The following is a 20,032-nucleotide window of genomic DNA, read 5'->3' as shown; positions in this document are numbered from 1 at the left end:
GTCGAGATTGAATCCTTGATTTCACCATGGGGCAATTGTAGGCACTGTGTCGACAAACAATCCACAGGATGTGACCATGCTCGTGAGCCAATACACGATACCCGGCGTCCATGTCCGGGATCACCTTGTCGACGTGCCGCTCGACTGGAGACAGCCCGATAGTGCAGCGATCAAGGTTTTTGTGCGCGAAGTTTGCGATCCTGCTCGCAAAATCGAAAACCTGCCTGTCCTGCTGTTCCTGCAGGGTGGTCCCGGCGGCAAATCGCCTCGTCCACTGGGGGCGGGCCGTCTTGGCTGAGTGAGGCTTTGAAAAACTACCGGATCGTGCTGCTTGATCAGCGCGGCACCGGCCGAAGCACCCGCATTGAGAGCGCTACCATGGCGTTGTTTGCGGATGGCCAAGCGGGCGCCGACTACCTCAGCCATTTCCGCGCCGACAGCATCGTTGCCGATTGCGAGCATATCCGCAAGACTGTATTCGGCGGTGTGCGTTGGGAGACGCTCGGCCAAAGTTATGGCGGTTTCCTGACGCTAACCTATCTGTCGCAGGCGCCCGAGGGGCTCGCCGCCTGTTATGTCACCGGCGGACTGGCTGGACTTTCGGCAACGGCCGACGACGTCTATCGCCGCACCTATCCCCGTGTTGCCGCCAAGAACCGGGAATATTACCAGCGCTATCCGGCTGATCGCGACAGGATCGCGCGGATTGCCGAGCGCATTGGCGCCGGTGACGTCCTCCTTCCGGATGGCGACCGCCTGACGGTGCGCCGATTGCAGACGATCGGCATCGACTTCGGCATGGCGCCTGGATACGATAATGTGCACTGGCTGGTCGATGAGGCTTTTCCGATCCGAAGCGCGCTTGTCCGATGCTTTCCTGGCCTCGGTCACGTCGCTGACCTCCTATGACGGCAACCCGATGTTTGTCGTCCTGCAGGAGAGCATTTACGGGCAGGGCAAGGGCGCGACCGGCTGGTCGGCGGAACGCATCCGGTCGGAATTTACCGAATTCGGAGAGGCGAACCGGCCGCTCTATCTGACCGGCGAAATGATGTATCCGTGGATGTTTGAGGAAATCCGTTCGCTGCGGCCGTTCCGCAATGCGGTCGAGGCGCTGGCACGCTATGACGGGTTCGAGCCGCTCTATAATCCTGCCCGGCTGGCATCGAACGAGATTCCGGTCGCTGCGGCGATCTATTTCGACGACATGTATGTCGACGCCGAGCTGTCGCTCGCGACCGCCCGAGACCTTGGAAATGTCCGAACCTGGGTGACGAATGAATTCGAGCACGACGGCGTGCGACAATCGCCGGCCGTCTTCACACGTCTGAGACAAATGGTGCGTGAGCAAGGCGGTCCCCTCGGTTAACGATGGGCTTTTGCCTTTAGACCCCGCGGACGTCAGGTCGAAAGCGATCTGCCGCCGACTGGATCGAAGAGATGCATGCGGCTCATGTTGAAGGAGAGCGGCATTTTCGTGCGCGGACGCGGATCGCTCTCCGGGTCGACATTGGCGCAGACACTGACCGAGCCGATGTCGAAATAAATCATCGTTTCCGGGCCCAGCGGCTCAACCAGGTCGATCTCAGCGTGGAAGGTTTCAAAGCCGGGTTTCGGCGTCAGGCTTGATATCGATTCCGGCCTGATGCCGAAAATGACCGGCCTGCCGGCAGCGGCCCGATATTCCGCGACCCGTGATTGCGGAACGGCAAGACGGTTGCCATCCTCGAGCACGATGACCAGTCCGTCACCCGTGGCTTCGAGCGTTGCAGCGAGGAAGTTCATTGCCGGCGAGCCGATGAAGCCGGCAACAAACTGGCTGATCGGGCGATGATATAGTTCCTGCGGCGGTCCGGCCTGCTCGATGAGACCGCCGTTCATCACGACGACGCGGTCAGCCATGGTCATTGCCTCGACCTGGTCGTGAGTGACGTAAACCGTCGTCGTCGGCAACAACTGATGCAGGCGCTTAATCTCGGTGCGCATCTGTACGCGCAGCTTGGCATCGAGATTGGAGAGCGGCTCGTCGAACAGGAAGACCTTGGGATTGCGCACGATGGCACGACCCATGGCGACGCGCTGGCGCTGCCCGCCCGAGAGCTGGCCAGGGCGACGCGACAGGAGCTCGCTAATATGCAGCGTCTCGGCCGCACGACTGATGCGCTCGTCGATCTCCGCTTTCGGCAGCTTCTGCTGTTCCAGGCAGAAGGAGATGTTTTCTCTCACACTCATATGCGGATAGAGCGCGTAGTTCTGGAACACCATGGCGATATCGCGTTTGCCAGGACCAAGCCGATTGACGACCTGATCGCCGATGACGATATCGCCGCCGGTAATGTGCTCCAGGCCGGCGATCATGCGCAGCGTCGTTGATTTACCGCAGCCTGATGGGCCGACGAAGACCACGAATTCATTGTCTTCGATATTAAGGTCGATGCCGCGAACGGCTTCGTAAATGCCGTAGGATTTGACCACATTGCGCAGTTCAAGGCGTGCCATTGCGATCCCCTTACTTCTCGTGCAGCCAGACGGCCATTGCGCCCGGCTCGCGGTTTGCCCAGAGGTGATAGGGGATCGCCCTAAATCGCCTCGCCTTCAGTGCCGGCGGCTCAGTGCGATAGAGCGTCTCCTGCCAGTCGCAGGCATCGGCTTCAAGTGCATCGCCTTCGAGCACGGTGGCGCCACCGAGGAATGCTGCGTCGTAATTCGCCACAATCGCGCCGTGTGAGGGCAGTCTGAGGCGTTGCGGCTGCGTGCCGAGATCGGCCTCCTCGACGCAATAGATAACCGGCCCGCGTCGCAGCGCACAGCGGCCATTGTCTTCCGTCGCGGCAGGGTGCGCGTAGAGACGATCAACCGGCATATCGAAGCCGAGGCGAACCTCGTCGCCATCCTTCCACTCGCGTTCGATGGCTGCATATCCTTTCGTAACGTCGAGCTTGATCGCTTCGCCATTGACGAAGGCCCTGACATCGCGGCACCAGCCGGGAATGCGCAGACGCAGAGTGATGCGGTACGGCTGTTCTAATCCGAGTGCAATTCTGACGTCGCCATTCCACGGATATTCGGTCGTCTGCTTCAGGCGCAGGAAAGTACTGCCAGCTGAGAGCTCAGTGGTATTTTCGCCATAGAGATGAACGGCAACCTCACCGGCCTTCGTCGAATAAAAATACTGGCCGAGCGAAGTGATGAAACGGGCGATGTTGGTCGGGCAGCAAGGGCAATAGTGCCATTTCCAGCGGCGGTTTTGGCCATGGCTCTCGAGCACATTTTCATAGAAATAATGCTCGCCGTCGCGGGAAATGCCAGACAGTGCTCCATTATAAAGCACGGTTTCAAGTCTGTCAGTGAACTTGCTGTCGAGCTCGATCTGGGCCATGCGGTGCGTGAAGAAGCCGAGCGCCACGGCTGCACAGGTCTCGGCATAGGCCGTCTCGTTCGGCAGGTCATATTCACGAGTGAAACCTTCGTTCGATGCCGAAGGGCCGAGGCCGCCGGTCACATAGAGCTGACGCCCGACCAGATTGTCGAACAGCCGATCGCAGGCGCTTTTCAGGGTCTCGTCGTCATTCTCGAAGGCGAGGTCGGCCATGGCCGAGAACAAGTACATGGCGCGCACCGCATGGCCGACGACCTGCGTCTGGTCGCGCACCGGCATATGGGCCTGGCTATAGGCATAGGTTTGGAAGACGTAGCTTCCCGGGTCCTCGCCGCGCCTGCGCGCCTCTTCGTCGTAATAGGAGGGCATCTGGCCGCGTTCGTCGACGAAATAGGTGGCGAGTTTGAGGTGGCGGGGATCCTTGGTGACGCGATAGAGCTTGACCAATGCCAGCTCTATCTCCTCATGCGCATCGTAGCCGCGCAGCTTGCCGGGTTCGCGGCCGAACGTGTCGATCATGTGGTCGACAGCGCGGATCATCACGTCGAGGAAGCGGCGCTTGCCCGTCGCCTCATAATAGGCAACTGCTCCTTCCAGGAGATGGCCCATCGAATACATTTCATGCAGGTCGCGCAGGTTGGTCCAGCGCTTTTCCGGCTCACGGCGGATGAACCAGCTATTGAGATAGCCATCGGCCATCTGGCCATGCTCGAGCTTTTCGATGATCGCGTCGATCTTGGCCTCGATATCGGGATTCGGATTGCTCTTTAGCGTATAACTTGCCGCCTCTATCCATTTGCCGAAATCGGAATCGAAGAAATGCTGCATCGACAGGCCGCTCGGCTGGATGGGCCGCACCAGCGGACCCGCCGGCTTGTCGAACTCGAGCACCTCGAGGAAGCCCTCCTCATCGAGCCGCATATGCTGCGTCGGGATCGTCACGTCGCGGACAGTCTCCGTCCAGCTTTTCCAGAAGCCGCCCGTGAAGGCGACGCGGGAGTGGTCGGCCGGCACGTAACGCTCGATCGGGGTTCGTGACGGGGATTTCTGGGCATTGGGCATGAAAACTCCTTGAGCGAACGGGTCGCGTCTCATTTCACGGCGCCGGCCGTCAGGCCGCGCACATAGTAGCGTTGCAGAAGAAGGAAGAGGATGATGCAGGGGATCATGGTGACCGCAATACCGGCCTGCAACGCGCCCCAATCGATGATGCCGTAGAGCCCAGAAGACACGTTCACCAGCATGATCGGCAGCGTGAATTTGTTCTGGTCAGACAGGAAGATCAGGGCGGCGAGAAACTCGTTCCACGAGTTGAGGAAGGCAAACATCGCCACCGTCGCGACACCGGGCAATGCAATCGGCAGCATGATACGGCGCAGGATCGTCGCCTGCGAAGCGCCGTCGATGCGCGCCGCCTCGATCAGTGCCTTCGGCACCGCGTCGAAGGCATTGCGCATCATGAAGACGGAGAAGGGCAGTTGGAAGGTGACGTAGATCAGCACTAGGCCGACCAGGCTGTTCTGCAATCCGAGCAGCTTCAGGATCAGGAAGAGCGGTGTGAGGATCGACTGGAACGGGATCATCATGGTCGCCATGATCAGCACGAAGAGGATCGATTGGCCGGGAAACTTGAACTTCGAGAAGCCGTAACCCGCCGGCACCGAGACGACGACCGTCAGCACGACTGTGCCGATCGCGATCATCACGGAATTTGCGGCGTAGACATACCAGCCGGCGCCGACATTCTCGAGCCGTCGGTAATTCTCCAGCGAGAATGTCTTGGAAAACAATGCGGCGGGATTGGCGAGGGCTTCGGCCGCCGGCTTGAACGAGTTCGCGAGCGACCAGACGATCGGCATGATGAAGAAGATCGAAAACAGGATCGATGCGAGCAGGAACAGCAGGTAGCTCGTCTGGCCACCGCACGGGTTGGGACTTGTTCTTAGCTGGGTCATCAGCCTTCCTCCGGACGCTCACGCAGCAGCACGAACTGAATGGCGCTGACGGCGACCAGGACGATCAACAGGGCGAAGGAGAGCGCCGAACCATAGCCGAGCCGGTAGGACGAGAAGGACGCAAGGTAGATGGAAAACACCGCCGAGATCGTGCTGTTTTCCGGGCCGCCCTGGGTGATGATGAAGAACTGGTCGAAGGCGAGCATAGAGGAGGTAATATTGAGCACCAGCGCAAGCACCAGCGAATTGCGCATCAGCGGCAGGGTAATGCGGCGAAAGCGGCTGAAGACGCTTGCGCCGTCGATCTTGGCGGCTTCGATGACATCGTTGGAGATCCCTTGCAGGCCGGTCAGTAGAATAACCATGGTAAAACCCGAAGTCTTCCAGACAACCATGAGAATGATGACCGCGAGCGCCGGCCAGAAACTCTCGAGCGGGCGCGGCGCAGAATCGATCAGGCCGATGCCCCGCAAAACCTGTGCGAAGACGCCGCTATCCGGATTGAGCAGCCACATCCAGAGCGTGGAAGCGGCACCAAAGCCGATGACCACAGGCATGAAGAAAATTGTTCGGAAGAAGCCGGCCGAGCGCAGCGGGCGATCGACGAGCAGTGCCAGCGGGAAGGCCACCGCGAAGATCGCCGCCGTTACCAGCACGGTATAGAGCATCGTAAAGCCCAGCGAATGCCAAAGCTGCATGTCGCCAAAAAGTTCGCTGTAATTGGCAAAGCCGATGAACTTTTTCCGGCCGAGCAGTGGCCAGTTGTAGAAACTCATCCAAATGGTCATGGCGAGCGGGACGAGAAACAGCACCAGGATGAAGAGGAAGCCGGGCAGGATGAAGGCCAATCCCAGCCAGCCCTTCGGCTCCGGCTCTCCCGAAAACGGCTGTTTGAGATGCGTTGTCTGCGTGTCGACCACTAGTTTTCCTCGAAGATTTCAAGACCGCGCGTTGGCAACCCGGAGGAAACGGGGCAGAAGACCGCCCCGGTTCGCGTGTGGTTACGGATTGGTACGGTCGAGGATCTTGGTGAAGTCGTCCTGCGCCTTCTTGATCGAACCATCGACGTCGTCGCCGAAGATCGCCCCCTGAATCAGGTTGAGGAACGGACCGGTGCGGCTGACGAAGAGCTCGTCGGAGGAAAAAGTGTAGGGGGTGCGCGCCTTAGCGAGAATGTCATAGGCGACGAGATTGCGCGGGTCGAACTTGGCATAGGCTTCCTTAGCAAGGTCCGTGCGCGAGGGCATTCCCGATTCCTGTGTGATATAGACCTGCTGCTCGGGCTCCATGTAGAATTTCACGAAGTCGAGCGCGACCTTCTTCTTTTCCTCGCTGATCCCCTTGATCAGCGCCATGGTGTCGCCACCCGCAAAGCTCGATGCGCCGCCCTTGGTTCCCGGAATCGGGGCAACTGCGAACTTCACGTCGGGATATTTGCTGGTCAGCAGGTTGACGATGTAGGAGCCAGTCATGAGGATGCCGACCTTGCCGGAGGCGAAAGCTTCCACAGCATTGTTGCCGTTGCCCGATCGCGAGGTTGGATGGATGGCGCCTTCCTTCCACATATCTCGATAGGCGGTGATGGTGTCGCGTAGCGCTGGCGCGTCGACAGTGGCGGTGCGGCCGTCATCGGAGAGCACATCGGCATTGGCAGCCCAGAGGTGCGGCAGGAAGTCGTAAATCAACCAGCTGCCGGAATTGGCAACGAAGTAGAAGCCGTAGGTTTCCTTTCCGAGCGAATGGATTTTCTTCGCATCGGCGGCGATCTCTTCAAGCGATGCCGGTGCCTTGTTCGGGTCGAGGCCGGCTTTCTTGAAGAGGTCGGTATTGTAGGCGATGATCGAGGCATCAGGCAGGGCCGGCACCCCGTAGATCTTGCCGTCATAGGTGGCAAGGCGGATATGCGACGGGCTCAATGCTGCGGAGTATGGCAGGTCCTTGACGAAATCGCTGATGTCCTCAAGACTGTCATTGGCCGCAAAGGTCGGCAGGTAGATCAGGTCGAGGACCGCGCCATCAGGGGCCGCACCGCCGGCAATCGCGGCACCGAGCTTCGGAACCATCTGCTCGGCTGTGATCTGGGTCACGTTAACCTTGTCGGAATGCGAAGCATTGTACTTTTCGGCCAGGCCCTGAAGCACGGCGCCCGAAGACGTCCGCACCCATAGCGTGATCTCCTCGGCGCTGGCGAGAGAAGAGCTCGCCAGCAGCGCGACAGCGGCAATGGTGGTTTTCAGATCTAGCATGCGGGTTCCCCTTCTCTTATGTGAGGCTCCTCTGCCTCGCGACAGGAACGGACGTTAAATGAGAAAATTTTTCGTGTCGACAGGCTGTATCCACTAAGCGGTGATCTTTTTGTTAAAACCTTTTAGCAGCTGAATTATTTCTGCTAAAAGGTTTTAACAAACCAGTTGAAAAGGTGTGATTTGAAAGAATTCGGTAGCGGGCGGTATACGATACGAGACGTGGCGAAAGCTGCAGGGGTGAGTATTTCGACGGCTTCGAACGCGTTGAATGGTACCGGCCGCACCAATGCTGAGACGCGCGAAAAAGTAAGACGGGTGGCAGAAGAGATCGGATTTCGTCCGAACGCTCTCGCGCGTGGGTTGTTAACCAAGCGCAGCCATGCGATCGGCATGCTGACCAACGATACTTATGGACGCCTGACGCTGCCGATGGCGGCGGGTGTATCGGAAGTGCTGGTCGATCATGGCGTCTCGCTCTTTCTCTGCGCCACCAACAATGATCCGAGGCTGGCGAGACTTCATCTTGAAGCTTTACGGGACCGGCAGGTCGACGGTATTATCTTCACCGCAACGCGTATCGATATGGAGCCGCCGCCGGAACTGACCGAGCTCGGTATTCCGGTTGTCTATGTCTTCGCGCAGGGGCCAGCCGATAGCGTGAGCTTTCATCCCGACGACGCTCAGGGAGCGCGGTTGGCGGTCCAACATCTTCAGCGCTTCGGCCGGTCACGCATCCTCCACGTTACCGGTGAGGTAAACTATCGTGCCGCCTGTATTCGCGCCGAGGCCTATCGGGAGCTCGTGGGGCCGATGGCCGAGGTCATGTTCGGCGACTGGTCCGAAGAGTGGGGCCATGCTGCGATTGAAATGGTTTACTCACGACCCGGACCGAGACCGGATGGAATATTTTGCGGCAGCGACGAGATAGCGCGTGGCGTCATCGATGCATTGCGTGACAGAGATATTTCGATCCCTGGCGACGTGGCTGTCGTCGGTTTCGACAATTGGGAGGTCGTCTCACGGCAGACGCGTCCGCCGCTCACGACCGTCGATATGGAGCTGAAGGAGCTCGGCCACCGGGCGGGACTTGCAATCCTCGGCCTGTCGAAAGGCGAGATGGTCGCGCCCGGTATTGAGCGATTGCCCTGTAGGCTTGTGGTTCGCCGCTCTGCTGGCTAATCCGACCGGGGCTGAGATCAACCGCTAGCCGATCATTTATACCCGGGCTGCCTGATTGCCTTCGCTCCCGATCCCAACTTTGGCGTCAGCGCCACGCGGCTTCAGCGCTTTTATGAGGCACAAAGCTGCAATGATAATTGGCAAGCAGACGAGATAAGCAACCCTGATGCCGGCATGCTCGGCAACAAAGCCGAGCAGCGGCGGCGCCAGGAAGAAGACGACGAAGGACATCTGCCCGAGCGCTGCAACATTCAGATGGGCTGGGCGATCTGTCCGCTGCGCCGCTGCGGAGACAGCGAGCGGATAGACCGCACTGCAGCCGGCGCCCATCAGTGCGAAGCCGAACAGTGCGACATAGGGGTAGGGCGCGAGCCAGACGGCGCAGAGGCCTGCAATGGAGAGAACCAGCAGAAAGGTCGCGACCGCACGCGCACCAAATCGGTCGACCAGAGGATCGACGAATAGGCGGGCGAGAGCCATGAAGAACGTAAAAAGAGTTAGTCCGAGGCCGCCGACGAAAGGCTCGACCGCGAAGGCGTCGCGCATGTAAATGGCTGACCAGTCGATGCCGGCACCCTCCACCAGAAAGGCGGCAATGCCGATGATGCAAAGTGGCATCAGTCCCCATGTCGGCAATGCTACGCTTGGACCTCCTACATGCTCAACTCCGGGACGGGACGGCGCATTCTTAATACCCGAGATGACGGCCGTACCGACGATCAAGACGAAGGTGAATGTCAGCGCCAGATGGAGCTGCATGGGCATGCCGGCCTGACGAACGGCCGAGCCAACGAGCGCGGTCAGAAAGAAACCAAGGCTCCAGAAGCCATGCGCCCTGTTCATCACCCCCCGACCGAGCTGAGCTTCAATGCGGTCGATCTCGACATTGAGATTGATCTCCAGCGCACCCGCCAGCAGGCCCTCACAGGAAAGGATGAAGAAAACCAACCAGGCGGCGTTGACCGAGGGGATCGTTGCCAGCAGCGCCGACGTGCCAAGCACCGTTAGAAATGCCGTCCTGCGCGCGCCGAACTTTGCAATCAGCGGGGACGCGAAGGTCAGGGAAATCAGTGCCCCGATCGCCGCGCCGATCAGCGTCAGGCCGAGTTCGGATTTGTTGACGCCCAAAGTGTCCTGAAGGTCGGGCAGGCGCGAAAGCAGCGCTCCCATGGAAATGGCGAAGAGAAAGAAGCAGACATAGATCCGGTGTTGCGGCTGGAGATGCATTCGATCGCTCCGGGAGGTGATCGGTTGGGAGTATGGCTTCAATGATGGTGAGAGAGACAATTTCGAGTAGCATTTCCGAGATATATCTTGTTGACGACAACCGCAACAGCAACCTTGACTAGGTTCAGACACGTGCTCGTCTTTTAAAGACGACCACAAGCCGCGACGTTGAACTATCGTATGATATCACCTTTCATTGCGCTCGGACTTAGCCTGCTGGGTTTCGCCGATAGTCGGTAGCGCAAGCGGCTGCTAGTCGATCGGCAGGCGCTTTTCCGTCCGGGCGTCGAAAAGATGCAATTTGCTGAGATCCGGTGCCACCTGGACGGCATCGCCGGCCTGAAGCGAAAGCCGCTCCCGCACCGTGGCAACAAGCGCATCCGAGCCGAGCCTGGCATTGATCTGGGTTTCGGCTCCGGTGGGCTCGACCACGACCACCTCGGCGCTCACACCATCCTGACTGACAATCAGATGCTCTGGACGGATGCCGTAGATCACCTCCGCGCCTCGCGCCGGCGCGGCATTTTCGGGCAGCGGCAGCCTGGCTCCGCCGTTGGCGATGAATTCAAGTGGTCCGGTAGCGCTGATCCGGCCCTTGATGACATTCATGCCTGGTGAACCGATAAAGCCGGCGACGAAGAGATTGGCCGGGCGGTCGTAAAGATCGAGCGGTGAGCCGATCTGCTCGACATAGCCGTCGCGCATGACGACAATACGGTCCGCCATGGTCATGGCTTCGATCTGATCGTGCGTGACATAGATGGTCGTCGTCTTCAGCCGCTGGTGAAGTTGCTTGATCTCAGAGCGCATCTGCACGCGAAGTTTGGCATCGAGATTGGAGAGCGGTTCGTCGAAGAGGAAGACCTGCGGCTGGCGGACGATGGCGCGACCCATGGCGACACGCTGGCGCTGGCCGCCGGAGAGATTCCTCGGGTACCGGTCGAGGAGATGTTGAAGGCCGAGGGTCTGCGCAGCATCGTGCACGCGCGTCTTGATCTGGTCTTTCGGGGCTTTCGCAAGCCGCAGCGAAAATCCCATATTCGCCTCGACCGTCATATGCGGGTAAAGCGCATAGGACTGAAAGACCATGGCAATATCGCGCTCTTTCGGCGCGACATTGTTGACCACCTTACTGCCGATGGAGACATTGCCGCCGGAGATCTCTTCCAACCCCGCGATCATGCGCAACAAGGTCGACTTTCCGCAGCCGGAGGGGCCTACGAGGATGACGAATTCCCCATCGCGGATGTCGATGTCGACCCCGTGCAGCACCTCGAAGTGACCATAGTTCTTGCGGACATTTGCCACGCTAACGGACGCCATCATTGTCTCCGGCTGAAAATCTGGTTTCGGATCTGCGGTCGCCCAATGGGAGCGACATGCGACATGCCTTCTACCGAGGCGCTGTCGCGGCGGCGTAAGGTGCAAGTGCCGCATCGATGGCGGCAAGGCAAAGATCGCGGGGCTTTGGTGCCAGGCGTTTCTCCACCACATCGGGATAGAGACGGGCAAGATGCTGACTGATCAGCGTTTCCGGGATCTCGTCGGGCAGCTGCGCGAACAATTTGTCGACCGCCGTGGCAGAGCGCGCGTCCGGCCAGTAATAGCGGATGCGGTCGCTATAACTGAAGTGTCGCTGCAGGCGCTGCTCGTTTTCCGTGCCGCCATAGTGACCGGCCCAATGTCCAGGTTCGGCAACCATGATCTCTTCCATCGTCGTCACTAGCCCGCCGGCTTCCTTGCCGCCGGCGAGCGTGGCGGCGATTGCATCGAGACCATAGAGCGCCTCGCGCAATGCAAAGGTCAGGCCAGGCCCGACCTTGAGGATCGAAAACCCGCCGTCGACCAGAGATGCCAGCGAGTTGGCCGGCTGGTAATCGGTGGAATGGGCTTCGAAGAGCAGACCGTTCATCTCGTCGAGCGCGGATATCAGCGTCTGCGCGCGCTCGGGCTTGTAGAGCGCGACGTTAGCATTGCCGAACTCCACACCCGGCTGCACGACGATGGCGATTACTCGTTCCAGGGCGGAACCGACCCCACCCTCGGTAAAAGCCTGACGATGGATGTCAAACGTCCTCAACGCTGCGTCCCGCCGCGTGATCTCCAGCTCTTCCAGTGCGTGGCTCGCTCCGCCGGGGGGCGGCACTTCGGTACCGATAATATAGACCGGCAGACGACGGCCGCTGCGACGGGCAGCGACTTCGGCGGCCCGTGCCAGACGTGCCGCCCTTTCCGCGGTCAACTCGTCGGCAAGGGCCACAGGCTCGCCGGCGCAGCCCATCGACGTGTCGAGATGCAGCTTTTCGAAGCCGGCTTCCACATATGCCGTCACCATAGTTTCGGCGCGTGCCAACGCGTCCTCGGCAGCGAGCTTTCGCCACGGGTTGGGGCCGAGGTGGTCGCCGCCGAGAATGATGTGGTCGACGGGAAAACCGACGTTCGCCGCGATACGCTCGATGAAGGCCCGGAAGTCTGCAGGCGTCATGCCGGTATAGCCGCCGTCCTGATTGACCTGATTGCAGGTTGCCTCGATCAGGACGACGTCATTGTGCAGGGCGGCCCGACGCAACGTCGCCTCGATGACCAGCGGATGGGCGCAACAGACCGACGTAATGCCGCGCGGCAGAGGCAGACCTCTTTCGCCGAAAAGCTTCGCCAGGGCGATCTTGCGGTTGCGATCGAGTGACGCGCTCATACCAGTGTCACGACCTTGGTGAGATGACGTGGCGAGACGGTATCAATTTGTCGCAATTGTGCCGCGCGTTCGCCGAGAATCTGCAGCGCCGGCAGAACGATAAGGCCGGCGAGCGACAGATCGGCATCAACGGGAAGCTCCAGATCGCCTGGGCCACCGAAGCCGATGACCACGGCGCCTTTTTCGCGCAACTCGCCGACCAGCTTGGCTTCGGCAGCCTTCTGATCGGAGCTGTAGAGCATGATAGCGACTGTCTTCTGGTCGACGAGGCTGATCGGTCCATGGCGGTATTCGAGTGGATGAAACGCCTGCGTCATCAACTGGCTCATTTCCATCAGCTTGAGCGCACCTTCGAGCGCGATGCCGAAAAGCGGGCCGCCGCCGAGAAAGACGAAGTGCGAGCGGTCGGCAATGATATCGGGCAGGGCGGCATCGAGCGCATTTGCAAGCTGACGTGCCGATGTCACGACTGAGAGCGGCACCGCCTGACCGATCATCTGAAGGCTGAGCAAGACCATGAGGCTTGCCGACACCGTCATGACGATGCCTTCCTCCGGATGGGTTGGCGAGCAGATCAGCTGGTCACAGTTCTTTGCAAGCGCGCTTTCGGCCTCGACCGTCACGGCAGTGACGAACGCGCCGGCAGCGCGGCTTGCCTTGGCCGCAGCGACCGTTTCCGTCGTTTCGCCGGAGCGTGAGAGCGCGACCACATGGGTCTTCTGCCATTCCGGCCAGAAATAGGAGGGGCGGTTGAGCCATTCTGCGCCAGGCACCGCAATCGCCTTGCGCTTCAAGCTGTTGGCATAGGCGGCAAGAGACAGAGCAAGGTTGAAGGAGGTGCCGCAGCCGACGAAGACGAGGAGATCGTCTGCCCTGCCGCTTGCCGGATTCGAGCCGATAGCCTTTTCCCAGTAAGGGAACTGCTCGAAGATTACCTTTTCGGTCGTGTTCATGATGTCTCCGATTATTTGACCGAACCAGCCAGCAGTCCGCTGACGAGGTACCGGTTGAGGAAGATGACGACGAGGGCAGGGATGACGATTGCGATCGATCCGCTTGCCGTGATCAGCCCGTAGTCGATGAAATTTTTGGTGACGAATTCGGGGATGAGAACCGTCAGGGGTTTCGTCGCTTGCGGCGAGAAGATGAGTGGCACGAGGTACTGGCCCCAGGCACCCAGGAAGGTGAGGATGGCGGCCGCCGTCAGGCCGGGGCCGGCGAGCGGCAGCACGATGAAGAAGAAGATGAACAGGCGGCCGGCGCCATCGAGCTGTGCGGCCTCCTCGAGCGCAATTGGAAGCTGCTCGAAAACACTGCGCAGCAGCCAAAGTGAGAGTGGCAGAAAGGCCGAGACATAGATCAGCGAGACGCCAACATAGGTATCGACCAGATGCATCTTGATCATGATCTGATAGAGCGGGATCAGCACTGCATAGGCAGGGATGGCCAGGGTTGCAACGACAGCGCCAAATAGAAGGTGACGCCCAGGAAAGCGCATCCTGGTGAAGGCATAGGCGCCGAGCGCCGAGATCGCGACGCAGAAAGCCGTGGCAGCCGCAGACGTGATCACGCTGTTGAGCAGCGCTGCGCGGAACTGCTTCCACACCTCCACCCCGCCGATCCGCGAGAGATTGAGGCCGAGCAGGCGCGAATAATGGTCGAGCGTGAAATGCTGCGGGAAGAAACGGATCGGCCGCGTGGAGAAATCATCCGTCGGCGTCACGGAACTTGCGAGCGTCCAATAGATAGGGCCAAGCGACCAGATCAACAGCGCGGCGAGACCCGCCCAGATCATCAGGCGATAGAAGATGGTTGGTTTCATCAGTCGAACCGTGTGTTGCGATAGACGCGGAGAACGTAGACAAGCGAGACGAGCAGCGAGACCAGCGTGATGACGACAGACAGTGCCATTCCGTAGGAGAAACGGAGGTTCTGGAACGTCTCGAGATAGATCTGCACGAGGATCGGTCGTGTTTCGAGGCTCGATCCGGCAAGCACCCAAGCCTCGTCGAAGAGGTTGAAGGCGTTAACGGTCGCATTCGTCATCGCAACTGCAATGGCGCTGCGCACAAGCGGAAGCGTGACCAGGCTGAACATCTGTACGCGCGTCGCGCCGTCGATACGGGCAGCCTCATAGAGATGCGCGGGAATGCTCTGCATGGCGGCTAACACGATCACGATCGTCAGCGGCATCATCCGCCAGACATGCACCACGGTCACCGCGATGATCGCGCTCGTCCGGTCATTGAACCAGACATGGTTTTCGAAGGGCAGGCCGAGTGCAACGAGAATGCCGTTCAACAGGCCGGCACCGGGTTGATAGATCCACAGCCAGATGACGGAATTGACGACACCGGGAAGCGCCCAGGGTAGAATGACGGCCGCCAGCACCCATTGCCGCCCGACCTTCACCTGATTGATAAGGGCTGCGGCAAGCACGCCGAAGACGGTTTCGGCAATGACGGCAAGGATGACGTAGATGAGCGTATTCGTCCAGGTCGTCGCCAGCTGTCCGTCCGACAGCATACGCGCGTAATTTTCCAATCCGACAAAGGGGGTGCCCGCCTGCATCGGATTGACCCGGTGCAGCGAGTCCCAGACAGTCCGGCCCATCGGATAAAAGACCAGCGCTGCCATCGTCACAAGGATCGGCAGCACCAGCAGCAGACCGAGCATGGTGTCGGCGTTGAGGCCGACACTCCGCTTGGCTGCGACACCTTCGGCGGTGACTGTCGTCATTGCGCCATCGCCTGCTTGGCGGCATCGGCGATGGCCTGCATGGCCTGATCAACGCTGATCTGGTCTTTCGCCGCGCTGTTGATCGCCGTGTTCACCGCGCTCGAAAACTGCGGGTACCACGGCGGCGTTCCCTGCTGAAACAGCGGCTCGACGGTCTTGGACTGCGCCACAAGTGCGTCGCCGCTCGTCAGCTTGCCTTCCGTGTTAAGCTCGGAGAGAGCGGAAGTGCGCGTGGGCAGAAAACCGTTTGCCGCATTCTTCTTCTGGAACTCCTTGCTGGTGAACCATTTGACGAAGGCGACCGCGGCTTCCTTGTTCTGCGACACGTTCGGAATAGCAAGCGCTTCCGGAAGGCCGAAGCTGCGGGTCTGGCCGCTTTCGGTCGGCACGAGGATCGCTTCCACTTGGCCAGCGACCTTGGACTGCTTCGGGTCGTTCATCTGACCCAGGCGGCCGGGTTCGCCCGAGATCATGATGCTGGTCAGCCCCTGAGAGAACATGCTCTCGTTGATCTGACTATCCTTGAGGCCGGTCGAGGCAGGATCGACAAGGCCGTCTTTCAGCAGCTTGAGTTCGAAGGCGAGCGCCTTATAGCCGGCTGAATCGGGGGTGAGGAAAAGCGGCTTGAAGTCCTTGTCGAAGAGTTCGCCGCCAAAAGCCTTGGTCAGCAGATACCAGCTGGTTGAGGCACCTTCCGTCGCCGAGAGCGGCAGGCCGATCGGATAGGTGGAGATGCCCTTTTCCTTGATCTTCTTTGCCGCAGCGACCAACGCGTCAAGCGTCTTCGGTGTCTCGGTAACGCCTGCGTCCGTGAAATGCTTCTTGTTGACGAGCATGACGCGGAAGTCGTTCGTGTAAGGCACGCCGAGCAACTGGCCGTCGACGGTGAAGATCTTGGCGACGCCGATGTCAGCGACAGTATCCTTGTCGATCACGTCGTTCAGCGGCATGTACCAGCCTGCGGCACTGAATTGTCCCGTCCACGACCAGTCGAATTCGGTAACATCGGCCGGCGCCGTGCCGGCGACCAGCGCCGTTACCAGCTTCGGACGGATGTCATCCCAGGAGAGCGTCTGGAGATCGACATGAATACCGGTCTCGGCTTCGAAATCTGCCGCCACCGTGGCGCCCTGCGGCGACGGCATGAGCACCGTGATCGACTGGCCGGCAAGCGGCTTGGCGTCGTCCGCCAAAGCAGGCAGGGCAATCACAAGGGCGGCTGAGGCAAGCAAAGGCAATATGAATTTACGCATGTTCCCATCCTTCTTTATCGTTGACAGTCATTGTCTTGATCGTGCGATCACGGCTTCTGCCTCGACCGCGATTTGCCCGAACCAGCCCTCGTCCAGCGGCCAGTCGAGAAGTTGGGCAGCAGCCAGAAGCGCGCCGCCAATGGGAGGAAGTACGGGTGCGATCGCTCGCCGACCGATCCGCCGCTCGACTGCCTCGAGCAGGAGACGGCTGGAAAAGGTGCCGCCCGCATAGGTCCAGTCGGTGCCGGTCTCGCAATGGCCTGATATCGCTTGGTGATGCTTGGCAAGCTCGTCGGCTGCCTCTTCAATCAGACCGATTGCGGCTTCGTCACCCTGTTGGGCAATTCGGTTGACGAGGCTCGAGAGCGCAGCAATACCGGCGCGCGGCCGTGCGAGCTCATCGATCCAGCTGCCGAGCGCGTTGATCGGATCGGACATGTCGAGCTCGAGGTGATCATAGATCGCTTTCGTCAGCGCGGTCGATTTGGCGCGTCCATCAAGGCTCTGGCTGATAAGGTGCAATGCTGCGCGACCAATCCAGTAGCTGCTGCCCTCGTCGCCGATCACATCGCCCCAACCGCCGACGCGCGCGGCCGCACCTGCGCTGTTACGTGCCCAGGACATGGAACCGGTTCCCGACAGGACGAGAATACCAGGCCGGCCGGTAAAGGCGCCGAGATGAGCGGCATCGACGTCATTCAGGACGACCCTGCGGATAGCGGGGAAGGCATCATCGACACATTGCTTCTGAAGTGTGGAGAGATGGGTGACTTCGCCATACGCTGGCAAGCCAGCGCCGATGGCGGCCAGTCCCGGCTCATTGCGGAACGGTTCGATATGCCGCTCCAGCTCCTGGCGCCAGTCGGGATTGTCCATTGGATTGACGCCGCCGCCGAGCGCGGTGCGCAAAATGCGGCCCCTTTTGTCCGCCAATGCGATGAGCACTTTGCTGCCGCCACCATCGATGCCAAGGATCAGCTCGTCGCTCATTCTTTTGCTCCGAGCTCGGCATAGGTCGCATCGACTCCGAAATTGATAAGCTCTGTGCGCCATTGCGCTGTCAGGCCCTTGTCCGTGATGAGCTTTGCAGCATTGAGCGGCGCAACCCTATAGGTCGCCATGGTCCCGAATTTCGAGGAGTCGGCGAGCACATAGCCATTGGCCGAGCGGGCAAGCATGCGCCGGTTGAGGCTGGCTTCAGCGCTATCCACGCTATAAATCGCGCCGTCGGGGCTGATGGCGCTGGCACCCAGAAAGAGCTGATCGAACCAGATCGTTTCCAGCATCGCTTCAGCCTGCGGACCGACGAGTGAGGCGTTTTCGCTGCGCAGATGACCGCCGAGAAGCACCACTTCGAGGTGCGGAATGTTGAGAAACTCCTGAGCGACAATTAGGCCGTTGGTGAAGATGCGCAACGGCATCGGATTGATGCGGATCAGCTTTGCGAGCTGAAGGACCGTCGTGCCGGCATCGAGAAAAATCGCCGTTCGCGGCAGAAGCTTTTCATAGGCGGCGTTGGCGATCGCGCGCTTGGCCGAAAGATGGCGCTTTTCACGCTCCTGAAAGGCCAGTTCGACTGAAGAACCTTCGGCGATGCGGGCCCCGCCATGCACCCTGTCGATCGCGCCGTCTTGCTCAAGAACCTGCAGGTCGCGCCGGACTGTCGCGAGCGAAGCGCCGACGGCATCGGCCAGATCCTGAATGGTCGAAAAGCCGTTCGCGTAAAGATGGCTGCGGATGGCATCGAGCCGGTCAGTTTTCACCCCGCCAGTCTGATTCACGGATTGCCCCTGCTGCTTATCATCTATTTCCGTCAAGGTTCCCACTCAATCCGATCAATGTCAATCAAGATTCTGATCGTTTATGATTTTCTTGAAGACCTCAAAGGCCCTTGAAAACAAAAGCACGCCTCCCTGAGGGATGGCGTGCTTCTTGGAGAGTAGGGTTCTGGCGGTCCGGGCTCCGACAGCTTCAGTGGTATTTCTGCAGCAGATCGCCGTGGGCTTCGATCAGGTCGTCGACCAAGCCCCAGATCTCATCGGGCGAGAGTTCTGCCGATGTATGCGGATCAAGCAGTGCGGCCTGATAGATGCGATCGCGCTTGCCTGTCAGCGCCGCTTCCACGGTCAGTTCTTGGACCGAGACACTGAGCTTCATGACCGCGGCAAGCTGCGAGGGAATTCTGCCGATGCGGGTCGGCTGGATGCCGTTGCGGTCCACATGGCAGGGCACTTCGACGATACATTCGGGTGGCAAATTCTCGATCAGGCCATTGTTGGGAACGTTGCCGTAGATCAATGCGCAATTACCTGTGACAGCAGCGTTGATAATGCCTGCGGCATATTCATTGCTGCGGCAGACCTCGATCGGCTTGTCGCCTTCGAGATCGCGGCGCAGCGCGTGCCATTCGGAAATTTGCCGCTCACAGCGGCTGATATATTCGTCGAGGGGGATGTTGAGCTTGTCGATGAGTTCGGGACGGCGGTCCTTGATGTACCAGGAGGTATATTCGGAGAAATGCTCGCTCGATTCCGTCACGAAATGGCCGAGCCGCTTCAACACATCGAAGCGCACCCGGTCGTCGTCCGGCACGCGCCCCTCGCCGGCGAGAGCCTTCAGGCGGGGATAGAGATCTTCGCGCCGGCCATCGGCATGCAGCTTCTCGTATTTCAGGAAGAAGGCAACATGATTGATGCCAGCCGAAATGTAGTTGATGTCTGCAACGTCTTCGCCAAGGCAGGAGGCAAGATGGGCGGCGGTATGCTGTACGCTATGGCAAAGGCCGACCGTACGGATAGTCGGTGCCAGCTCCTTGATCGCCCAGCAATTGATCGCCATCGGATTGACATATTGCATCAGCAGTGCGTCGGGGCAGACTTCTTCCATGTCGCGGCAGATCGCCTCCAGCACCGGAATGGTGCGAAGCCCGCGGAAGATCCCGCCGATGCCGAGCGTATCGGCGATGGTCTGCCGCAGCCCGTATCGCTTCGGCACGTCGAAATCTATTACCGTCGCAGGCTTGTAGCCGCCGACCTGCATCATCAGAATGACGAAATCCGATGCGCGCAGTGCCGCACGGCGATCGAGGGTTGCCTCGACCCTGACTTTCTTCAGGTCGAGCGCCTCGCAGATGCGGCGTGCGACGATTTCCGATGTCTTCAACCGCTCCGGGTCGATGTCAAACAGGCTGATCACATAATCGCTGCCAGAGGGTGTGGAGAGCACATCCCCCAGAATGTTCTGCGCAAAAACGGTGCTGCCCGCGCCCACGAGGCAAATCTTCGGCATTTCGGTCTCCCACAAACTAAAAGTGTCATACTGGTGCCTCTTCCAAATCAGATTTTCTTCCTGCTATTGAA

Annotated in this window: 16 protein-coding genes and 1 pseudogene; 2 read left to right on the top strand and 15 right to left on the bottom strand. The window is 59.7% G+C overall.

Annotated elements, in window-relative coordinates; all coding sequences use genetic code 11:
* Positions 1-76: 76 nt before the first annotated feature.
* Positions 77-1,369 (top strand): annotated as a pseudogene (locus tag FHX15_RS31555) (alpha/beta hydrolase family protein).
* Between the two features lie 32 nt (positions 1,370-1,401).
* Here the strand turns inward: FHX15_RS31555 and FHX15_RS14490 are convergent.
* The 5 genes from FHX15_RS14490 to FHX15_RS14470 all read right to left on the bottom strand — a co-directional run bounded on the left by FHX15_RS14490 (position 1,402) and on the right by FHX15_RS14470 (position 7,580).
* Positions 1,402-2,499 (bottom strand): ABC transporter ATP-binding protein, encoded by a 1,098-nt coding sequence (locus FHX15_RS14490; RefSeq protein ID WP_184398154.1) that lies wholly within the window; start codon positions 2,497-2,499, stop codon positions 1,402-1,404.
* Positions 2,500-2,509: 10 nt separating this feature from the next.
* Positions 2,510-4,441 carry a glycoside hydrolase family 127 protein gene (locus FHX15_RS14485; RefSeq protein WP_184398152.1) on the bottom strand — a complete coding sequence of 644 codons (1,932 nt, stop codon included), beginning with the start codon at positions 4,439-4,441 and terminating at the stop codon, positions 2,510-2,512.
* A 29-nt stretch (positions 4,442-4,470) separates the two neighbouring features.
* Positions 4,471-5,334 carry a carbohydrate ABC transporter permease gene (locus FHX15_RS14480; protein WP_184398150.1) on the bottom strand — a complete coding sequence of 288 codons (864 nt, stop codon included), beginning with the start codon at positions 5,332-5,334 and terminating at the stop codon, positions 4,471-4,473.
* The gene (locus tag FHX15_RS14475; protein ID WP_184398148.1) at positions 5,334-6,254 is read right to left on the bottom strand and encodes a carbohydrate ABC transporter permease; all 921 of its coding nucleotides are present in this window, start codon (positions 6,252-6,254) and stop codon (positions 5,334-5,336) included. Before FHX15_RS14475 ends, FHX15_RS14480 begins: the two co-directional genes overlap by 1 nt.
* An 81-nt stretch (positions 6,255-6,335) precedes the next feature.
* Positions 6,336-7,580: a sugar ABC transporter substrate-binding protein gene (locus FHX15_RS14470; protein ID WP_184398146.1), complete on the bottom strand. Its 1,245-nt coding sequence runs from the start codon at positions 7,578-7,580 to the stop codon at positions 6,336-6,338.
* A 180-nt stretch (positions 7,581-7,760) separates the two neighbouring features.
* On the opposite strand from FHX15_RS14470, the gene FHX15_RS14465 reads away from it, so the two are divergent.
* The gene (locus FHX15_RS14465) at positions 7,761-8,759 is read left to right on the top strand and encodes a LacI family DNA-binding transcriptional regulator (RefSeq protein WP_184398144.1); all 999 of its coding nucleotides are present in this window, start codon (positions 7,761-7,763) and stop codon (positions 8,757-8,759) included.
* 36 nt (positions 8,760-8,795) lie between these two features.
* Here FHX15_RS14465 and FHX15_RS14460 read toward each other — a convergent pair whose 3' ends face one another.
* The 10 genes from FHX15_RS14460 to FHX15_RS14415 form a co-directional block, all read right to left on the bottom strand.
* Positions 8,796-9,986: an MFS transporter gene (locus FHX15_RS14460; RefSeq protein WP_184398142.1), complete on the bottom strand. Its 1,191-nt coding sequence runs from the start codon at positions 9,984-9,986 to the stop codon at positions 8,796-8,798.
* 252 nt (positions 9,987-10,238) lie between these two features.
* Positions 10,239-11,309 carry an ABC transporter ATP-binding protein gene (locus tag FHX15_RS14455; protein ID WP_184398626.1) on the bottom strand — a complete coding sequence of 357 codons (1,071 nt, stop codon included), beginning with the start codon at positions 11,307-11,309 and terminating at the stop codon, positions 10,239-10,241.
* Positions 11,310-11,379: 70 nt separating this feature from the next.
* Positions 11,380-12,681 carry a D-tagatose-bisphosphate aldolase, class II, non-catalytic subunit gene (locus tag FHX15_RS14450; RefSeq protein WP_184398140.1) on the bottom strand — a complete coding sequence of 434 codons (1,302 nt, stop codon included), beginning with the start codon at positions 12,679-12,681 and terminating at the stop codon, positions 11,380-11,382.
* Positions 12,678-13,634, bottom strand: a complete 957-nt coding sequence (locus FHX15_RS14445; protein ID WP_184398138.1) for an SIS domain-containing protein — start codon at positions 13,632-13,634, stop codon at positions 12,678-12,680. The genes FHX15_RS14450 and FHX15_RS14445 overlap by 4 nt, the downstream gene beginning before the upstream one ends.
* Positions 13,635-13,645: 11 nt before the next feature.
* Complete coding sequence (locus tag FHX15_RS14440) at positions 13,646-14,503, bottom strand: carbohydrate ABC transporter permease (protein ID WP_184398136.1); 858 nt, start codon at positions 14,501-14,503, stop codon at positions 13,646-13,648.
* Entirely contained in the window at positions 14,503-15,420 is a 918-nt protein-coding gene (locus FHX15_RS14435) for a carbohydrate ABC transporter permease (RefSeq protein ID WP_184398134.1), read from the bottom strand. Before FHX15_RS14435 ends, FHX15_RS14440 begins: the two co-directional genes overlap by 1 nt.
* Positions 15,417-16,673: a sugar ABC transporter substrate-binding protein gene (locus FHX15_RS14430; RefSeq protein ID WP_184398128.1), complete on the bottom strand. Its 1,257-nt coding sequence runs from the start codon at positions 16,671-16,673 to the stop codon at positions 15,417-15,419. Before FHX15_RS14430 ends, FHX15_RS14435 begins: the two co-directional genes overlap by 4 nt.
* A gap of 27 nt (positions 16,674-16,700) precedes the next feature.
* Positions 16,701-17,663, bottom strand: a complete 963-nt coding sequence (locus FHX15_RS14425; RefSeq protein WP_184398126.1) for an N-acetylglucosamine kinase — start codon at positions 17,661-17,663, stop codon at positions 16,701-16,703.
* On the bottom strand, positions 17,660-18,454 hold the full coding sequence (locus FHX15_RS14420; RefSeq protein ID WP_184398125.1) for a DeoR/GlpR family DNA-binding transcription regulator: 795 nt from the start codon (positions 18,452-18,454) through the stop codon (positions 17,660-17,662). The genes FHX15_RS14425 and FHX15_RS14420 overlap by 4 nt, the downstream gene beginning before the upstream one ends.
* A 190-nt stretch (positions 18,455-18,644) precedes the next feature.
* Positions 18,645-19,961: an alpha-glucosidase/alpha-galactosidase gene (locus FHX15_RS14415; RefSeq protein WP_184398123.1), complete on the bottom strand. Its 1,317-nt coding sequence runs from the start codon at positions 19,959-19,961 to the stop codon at positions 18,645-18,647.
* Positions 19,962-20,032 lie beyond the last annotated feature (71 nt).

The organism is Rhizobium sp. BK650 (genome assembly GCF_014195325.1).
In the GTDB taxonomy this organism is placed as follows: Bacteria; Pseudomonadota; Alphaproteobacteria; order Rhizobiales; family Rhizobiaceae; genus Rhizobium.
This window is presented reverse-complemented; position numbering and strand designations above follow the sequence as displayed.

Excerpts from the sequence above, each read along its gene's own strand:
- FHX15_RS14490 (WP_184398154.1), bottom strand. The coding sequence starts at position 2,499 with ATGGCACGCCTTGAACTGCGCAATGTGGTCAAATCCTACGGCATTTAC.
- FHX15_RS14470 (WP_184398146.1), bottom strand. The coding sequence starts at position 7,580 with ATGCTAGATCTGAAAACCACCATTGCCGCTGTCGCGCTGCTGGCGAGC.
- FHX15_RS14480 (WP_184398150.1), bottom strand. The coding sequence starts at position 5,334 with ATGACCCAGCTAAGAACAAGTCCCAACCCGTGCGGTGGCCAGACGAGC.
- FHX15_RS14450 (WP_184398140.1), bottom strand. The coding sequence starts at position 12,681 with ATGAGCGCGTCACTCGATCGCAACCGCAAGATCGCCCTGGCGAAGCTT.
- FHX15_RS14455 (WP_184398626.1), bottom strand. The coding sequence starts at position 11,309 with ATGGCGTCCGTTAGCGTGGCAAATGTCCGCAAGAACTATGGTCACTTC.
- FHX15_RS14435 (WP_184398134.1), bottom strand. The coding sequence starts at position 15,420 with ATGACGACAGTCACCGCCGAAGGTGTCGCAGCCAAGCGGAGTGTCGGC.
- FHX15_RS14460 (WP_184398142.1), bottom strand. The coding sequence starts at position 9,986 with ATGCATCTCCAGCCGCAACACCGGATCTATGTCTGCTTCTTTCTCTTC.
- FHX15_RS14445 (WP_184398138.1), bottom strand. The coding sequence starts at position 13,634 with ATGAACACGACCGAAAAGGTAATCTTCGAGCAGTTCCCTTACTGGGAA.
- FHX15_RS14430 (WP_184398128.1), bottom strand. The coding sequence starts at position 16,673 with ATGCGTAAATTCATATTGCCTTTGCTTGCCTCAGCCGCCCTTGTGATT.
- FHX15_RS14440 (WP_184398136.1), bottom strand. The coding sequence starts at position 14,503 with ATGAAACCAACCATCTTCTATCGCCTGATGATCTGGGCGGGTCTCGCC.
- FHX15_RS14425 (WP_184398126.1), bottom strand. The coding sequence starts at position 17,663 with ATGAGCGACGAGCTGATCCTTGGCATCGATGGTGGCGGCAGCAAAGTG.
- FHX15_RS14415 (WP_184398123.1), bottom strand. The coding sequence starts at position 19,961 with ATGCCGAAGATTTGCCTCGTGGGCGCGGGCAGCACCGTTTTTGCGCAG.
- FHX15_RS14485 (WP_184398152.1), bottom strand. The coding sequence starts at position 4,441 with ATGCCCAATGCCCAGAAATCCCCGTCACGAACCCCGATCGAGCGTTAC.